Consider the following 5,981-nt stretch of genomic DNA (forward strand, 5'->3'; position numbering starts at 1 on the left):
GCACGAGCGGTCCGCGCGCCGCCAGCACGACGGCATCCGCTCGCAGTTCTCGCAGCCGCGCGGCCAGCCGCGCGTACTCCACGCGCTCGACCCGGTCGCGCGGCAGTCCGCTGCCGCTCAGCGCCGACGCCAGCTGCGTCTCGCTCACCGCGACCGGCGTGCTCAGCACCAGCACCGAGGCATCCCACCGTCCGGCCATGCCGCCGAGGAGCGATGCCGCCCACTTCACGTACGAGTCGGTGTCGGCGACCGCGACGACGCGCAGCCGATCGCCGCGCGGGTTCGACCGGCTCACGCGGGAACGCGACGCAGCTTCGCCATCGGCGCGAGCTCGCCGGGGTAGACGCGCTTGACACCGTCGCCCAGTGCGGCCTCGATGACGCGGATGTCGCGCACGAGGTGCTGCAGGCCCGCCGGTTCGAGCGAGGCGGCGTGGTCGGACCCCCACATGGTGCGGTCCAGCGTGATGTGCCGCTCCACCGCGACGGCGCCGAGGGCGACGGCGGCGAGCGAGATCTGCAGGCCGCGCTCGTGTCCCGAGTAGCCCACGGGAACGCCGGGGTACCGCTCGCGCAGCGCCGGGATCACGCGCAGGTTCGCCTCACCCGGCTCCATCGGGTACGTCGAGGTGGCGTGCATGAGCAGCAGACGCTCGGTGCCCAGCACCTCGATCGCCGCATCGATCTCCTCGATGGTCGACATCCCGGTCGAGAGGATGATCGTCTTGCCGGTGTCGCGCAGCGCGCGCAGCAGCCCGTGGTCGGTGAGGCACGCCGAGGCGACCTTGTGCGCGTGGACCCCGAGATCCTCGAGGAACGCGACGCTCGGCTCGTCCCACGGCGACGCGAACCAGTCCAGGCCACGGAGCATCGCATGATCCGACACCTCGATGTACTGGTCGCGGTCGAACTCGACGCGCTGACGGTACTCGAAGTAGGTCATCGTGCCCCACGGAGTCTCGCGCGGCACGTCGCGCATGTGCGCGGGGGTGGCGATCTCGGGCGTGCGCTTCTGGAACTTCACGGCATCCACCCCGGCGTCCGCCGCGACGTCGATGAGGCGCTTCGCGAGCTCGACGTCGCCGTTGTGGTTCAGGCCGATCTCTGCGATGACGAAAGCGGGTCGCCCGCCTCCGACGACGCGGTTCCCGATCGTGACGGTCATGATGCCTCCTGTGGTGCGGTGTTCGGACCGGGCGCATCGTGACCGCCCGGGGTGTGAAGCGCTCGGGGGGCGCGCGTGGCGCCCTGGGCGAGCACGCGCTCGGCGAGTTCGCGCACGGCACCTGCGCCGCCGCGGTGGTCCAGCACGACGCGAGCCGTCGCCAGCACCAGCGGATGCGCCTCCGGGACGGCCACCGGCCACCCCACGATGTCGAGGCACGGCAGGTCGTTGACGTCGTTGCCGAGGTACGCGATGCGCGAGAGCGCGAAGCCACGCTCGGCCGCCCATGCCTGCAGGGCCGCAGCCTTGTCGCCCTGTCCCTGGAGGACGTCGACGCCGAGCTTGCACGCGCGGGCCGACACGACGGGGTTGGTCTCGGTCGACAGGATGAGGAACGGGATGCCGGCGGCCCGCAGCAGCGACACGCCCATGCCGTCCGAGCGGCTCACCGTGACAGACTCGCCGCCGTTCTCATCGACGCGGACGCTGTCGTCGGTGTGCACGCCGTCGAAGTCGGTGACGACAGCGTCGACGACGATCGGGGCCGGACGGTCGACGAGTGGCGCAAGCGCGCGCGCGATCTCCAGTTCGTCGGCAGTGTCGATCTCGAGGGCTCCGCGCGCCGATACCTCGGCGATGCCGACGCTCCCGAAGAAGCGGTGACGCGAGGCGCGGAAGCCCGCGGCGCGCAGCACGTAGAAGCCGCCGGTCTCGAGGTAGTGCGGCTCGCGGTCCTGCCGGCGCGGACGCACCTCGACGTCGTGGTTGACGGCTTCCGCGGCGCCGCCGGCGCCCTTCGCCCACAGGAACCCGTAGGTCTCGACCGCCGAGAACACGCTGTCGCGGCGGCGCGAGCGGACCAGCTGCACCGCGCCCGCAAGCGCGTCGACATCGATGAAGGGCGACGTGGCCTGCAGGAACGCGACGACGCCGACATCGATGCGGCGCGCTTCGAGCACGTCGAGCGCGTGCAGCAGCGCGCTCTCGGACGACGCCTCGTCGCCGGCCAGCGCTGCCGGGCGCTCGATCGTCTCGGCGCCCCACTCGGCTGCGACGGCGGCGATCTCGGCGTCGTCCGTGGTCACGACGACGCGATCGATCGCATCGCAGCGCAAGGCGGCGTCGATGGCGCGCGCGACCAGGGGCACGCCGCCGACCCGGCGCATGTTCTTGCGTACGACGCCCTTTGACCCGCCGCGCGCGGGGATGATCGCGACGACCTCGCTCACGCGACGGCCTTCCGCCTCGACGACGCGGTGAGGACCGTCGAACCGGTGCCTGCGAGCACGAGCGGGAGCGTGCTCGTCGTGCTCGACGGCAGCGTGCGGATGTCGAGCGGCTGCCGCGCGCCGGCGAGGACGAGCTCGACCGGGAGCCGCGTCTCGCGCAGGTTAACCCCGGGGATCGCGGCGACCGCGGCGAGCTGCTCCGGAGTCTCGCGGCGATGCGGCAGGTACACGGCGCCGCCGGCTGCGGCATCCGTCACCCACGCGAGGTAGTCGGCCGGAGCCACGCGGCCGTCGACGGGCCGTGCGCTGCCGAGCACGATGCGGCGGCCGAGTTCGGGGGCCGCAGGAGCCGTCGCGCGCGTCCACGAGAAGTCATGCCGACGGATGCCGAACCCGTGGTCGCCGAGCGCCTCGATGCGGTCGTCGCCGAGGTCGAACGCCGTGAACACGTGGGCGCGACGCGTCCCGGCGCGTCGGTGCACGATCTCCGCGGCGAACGGTGCGAGAAGGCTCGTGAGGCCGCGCTCGTGCACGTGCGGCCTCGCGTACGGCCGCCGGCCGAGCAGGGTGTCGGCGAACTCGAGCGCCATCGCGCCGTCGTCGAGGAAGGTGATGCGGTGGGGGCGCAGGACGCTCGCAGCGAGGCGGAACTGTCCCGAGAATCCGTCGCCGACCAGCCAGTGCCCGTGCCGCGCGAGCAGGTTCCACGGGATGCCGAGGTACGGCTCGAGCTCGCCGAAGCGCGCGCCGCGGGCGAGCAGCTCGTCGGCGGTCTCGGAGATCTGCGGCGTGAGCCGCCCGGCGACAGGCACCGTGACGCGATGCGCCGCCGCCCATTCCGCGGCGCCCAGGAGCTGGAGGGGTGACTCCACCCACGCGAGGACGTCGTCCCTGCCCATGTCGCCTCCTCTCGCCGGCCGTCTCACCACGGTGAGCCGCGGATGTGAACGAGACGGGTTCCGACAGGCGACGCGCAGTGGTCCGCGAGGTGAACGGCTCGTGGCGTCGGCGCCGCGTGCCAGGATGGCCGTTGTGGCTGACCGACTGATGTTGCTCGACAGTGCTTCGCTGTACTTCCGCGCGTTCTACGGAGTGCCAGACACGGTGCGCGCGCCCGACGGCACGCCCGTCAACGCGGTGCGCGGGCTCCTCGACATCATCACGAAGCTCGTCACGACGTACCGGCCGACGCACCTCGTCGCCTGCTGGGACGACGACTGGCGCCCCCAGTGGCGCGTCGACCTCATTCCGACGTACAAGACGCACCGCGTCGCCGAGGTCGTCGCGGGCGGTCCCGACGTCGAAGTCGTGCCCGACCCGTTGGAGGTGCAGGTGCCCGTGATCCGGGCAGCGCTCGAGGCCGTCGGCATCCGCATCGTCGGCGCCCCAGACCACGAGGCCGACGACGTCATCGGCACTCTGGCCACGACCGCCACGATGCCGGTGGACGTCGTCACCGGCGACCGCGACCTCTTCCAGCTCGTCGACGACGCGCGCGACGTGCGGGTCGTCTACACGGCGCGCGGCATGAGCAACCTCGAGGTGCTCACCGATGCGTCGGTCGTCGCCAAGTACGGCGTGCTGCCGTCGCAGTACGCCGACTTCGCGACCCTGCGCGGCGACACCTCCGACGGCCTTCCCGGTGTCGCCGGCGTCGGCGAGAAGACCGCGGCGGGGCTCCTCGCGACGCACGCAGACCTCGAAGGGATCATCGCGGCCGCGGCGGCCAGCGAGGGGATGTCGGCCGGCGTCCGCGCCAAGATCCTCGCCGCACTCCCGTACCTGTCGGTCGCGCCGAAGGTCGTCGCCGTCGTGCGCGACCTGCCGCTCGCCGTCCCCGACACGCGGCTGCACGCCCTCACGCCCGAGCAGAGGGCGGATGCCTTCACCCTCGCCGAGACGTGGGCGCTGGGCACGGCGATGAACCGCATCGTCGCCGCGTTCGACGCCCTCGAGGCCCCGTGACGTCCGCCGCGCGCGAAGCTCAGCCGGCGCGGTCCCGCCCGGTCCAGGCGCGCAGGCGGTCGACAGGCCATGTCGTGACGATCCGCTCGGGCGCCACTCCGAGCCGCTCGGCGCGCTCGGCGCCGTAGTCCAGGAGCGACAGCTGGCCGGGCGCGTGGGCGTCCGAATCGATCGAGAAGAGGCATCCGAGCTCCATCGCCAGGGCGATCAGCTCGTCGGGCGGATCCTGCCGCTCGGGCCGCGAGTTGATCTCGACCGCCACGCCGTGCTCGGCGCACGCCGAGAACACCGCTCGCGCGTCGAAGGCCGAAGGCGGGCGGGTGCCGCGCGAGCCCTCGACAAGACGACCGGTGACGTGGCCGAGCACGTCGACGTGCGGATTCGAGGCGGCCGCCACCAGGCGCCGGGTCATCGGCGCGCGGTCCATGCGCAGCTTGGAATGCGCAGACGCCACCACGACGTCGAGCTCGTCGAGCATCTCCGGCTGCTGATCGAGGGACCCGTCCTCGAGGATGTCGACCTCGATCCCCGACAGCAGCGTGAACCCGTCGGCGCTCAGGCCGGCCACGACGTCCAGCTGCGCGCGCAGCCGCTCGGGCGACAGGCCGTTCGCCACGCGGAGCCGCGGCGAATGGTCCGTGAGCGCGAGGTACTCGTGGCCGAGGGCGCGCGCTGCGCCGACCATGAGGTCGATCGATGTGAGGCCGTCCGACCAGTCGCTGTGCGAGTGGAGGTCGCCGCGAAGGAGCCCGCGCAGCGACGAGCTGCGCTGCACGCCGGCACGCTCGCGCAGGTCGGCGAGGTAGTCGGGCACGCCGCCCGCGAGCGCCTGCTGGATCACCGCGAATGTCGACTCGCCGATGCCCTTGCGACGGCGGAGGGACGCGGCATCCGTCAGCTCCTCATCGCTCAGCCCTGCGATGGCGTCGGCCGCCGCGCGGAACGCCTTCGACTTGTACCGCGACGACCGCTCGCGCTCGAGGAGCGTCGCGATCTCGGTGAGCGCGTCGTGGGGATTCACGCGGAGTGTCGGCGCGTCACGTCACACCACCGCCGCCGGCCGCACGACCACCGGCGCGCTCGCGAGCCGGTGCAGCGCCCAGCCGAACATGATCGAGAGGATGCCGATGCCGATCGCAAAGGCGGCGACACCGAACGAAACCACCGATGTGAACAGCGACGCCCGCAGGAACGACGCGTTCGACATCGTCGCCCGGAGCGGATCGTCCTGCTCGAGCTCGGCGTACGTCCTGCCCTCGGACGCCTCCACCGCGTGGTGCTGGATGATGTCGGCCTGGACGAAGGCGGTGAAGGGACCTGCGACCGTCTGACCCTGGAAGGCCATCGCGTCGTCGGGGATCGTGATCCGCTCGGCCTGCAACTGGCCCGACACCATGATCCAGACCACGATGCCGGTCACGATCAGCACGACCCCGGCGAGGATGCCCAGTATGCCCACGGCCTTCACTCCGCCCAGCTTGCGGGCGGGCGGCTCGACGGATCCTTCGAGGCGGGCGGCGGCGTCTTCGGTCATGGCGTCCTCCATGTGCGAACGTGAACCCCGCCGCTCACGCTAGCGGCACCCGCCGACGATGCGGAAGTGCCCTCCGCCGCCGGCGGCGC

At 72.3% G+C, this 5,981-nt stretch carries 7 protein-coding genes; 1 reads left to right on the forward strand and 6 read right to left on the reverse strand.

What is annotated here, in order from left to right; translation table 11 throughout:
- The 4 genes from EIO58_RS11255 to EIO58_RS11270 form a co-directional block, all read right to left on the reverse strand.
- The coding region (locus EIO58_RS11255) for a DUF6716 putative glycosyltransferase (protein WP_205789235.1) at window positions 1-295 on the reverse strand (295 nt) is incomplete at its 3' end.
- Window positions 292-1,164: an N-acetylneuraminate synthase family protein gene (locus EIO58_RS11260; protein ID WP_127819618.1), complete on the reverse strand. Its 873-nt coding sequence runs from the start codon at window positions 1,162-1,164 to the stop codon at window positions 292-294. The genes EIO58_RS11255 and EIO58_RS11260, both read right to left, overlap by 4 nt.
- Complete coding sequence (locus tag EIO58_RS11265) at window positions 1,161-2,393, reverse strand: acylneuraminate cytidylyltransferase (RefSeq protein ID WP_127819619.1); 1,233 nt, start codon at window positions 2,391-2,393, stop codon at window positions 1,161-1,163. Before EIO58_RS11265 ends, EIO58_RS11260 begins: the two co-directional genes overlap by 4 nt.
- Window positions 2,390-3,292 carry a hypothetical protein gene (locus EIO58_RS11270; RefSeq protein WP_127819620.1) on the reverse strand — a complete coding sequence of 301 codons (903 nt, stop codon included), beginning with the start codon at window positions 3,290-3,292 and terminating at the stop codon, window positions 2,390-2,392. The genes EIO58_RS11265 and EIO58_RS11270 overlap by 4 nt, the downstream gene beginning before the upstream one ends.
- Before the next feature lie 133 nt (window positions 3,293-3,425).
- On the opposite strand from EIO58_RS11270, the gene EIO58_RS11275 reads away from it, so the two are divergent.
- On the forward strand, window positions 3,426-4,358 hold the full coding sequence (locus tag EIO58_RS11275) for a 5'-3' exonuclease (protein WP_127819621.1): 933 nt from the start codon (window positions 3,426-3,428) through the stop codon (window positions 4,356-4,358).
- A 19-nt stretch (window positions 4,359-4,377) separates the two neighbouring features.
- Here EIO58_RS11275 and EIO58_RS11280 read toward each other — a convergent pair whose 3' ends face one another.
- Window positions 4,378-5,379 (reverse strand): PHP domain-containing protein, encoded by a 1,002-nt coding sequence (locus EIO58_RS11280; protein ID WP_127819622.1) that lies wholly within the window; start codon window positions 5,377-5,379, stop codon window positions 4,378-4,380.
- 21 nt (window positions 5,380-5,400) lie between these two features.
- Window positions 5,401-5,892 carry an aromatic ring-opening dioxygenase LigA gene (locus EIO58_RS11285; RefSeq protein ID WP_127819623.1) on the reverse strand — a complete coding sequence of 164 codons (492 nt, stop codon included), beginning with the start codon at window positions 5,890-5,892 and terminating at the stop codon, window positions 5,401-5,403.
- Window positions 5,893-5,981 lie beyond the last annotated feature (89 nt).

The organism is Microbacterium sp. CPCC 204701 (assembly GCF_004010105.1).
Taxonomy (GTDB): Bacteria; Actinomycetota; Actinomycetes; order Actinomycetales; family Microbacteriaceae; genus Microbacterium.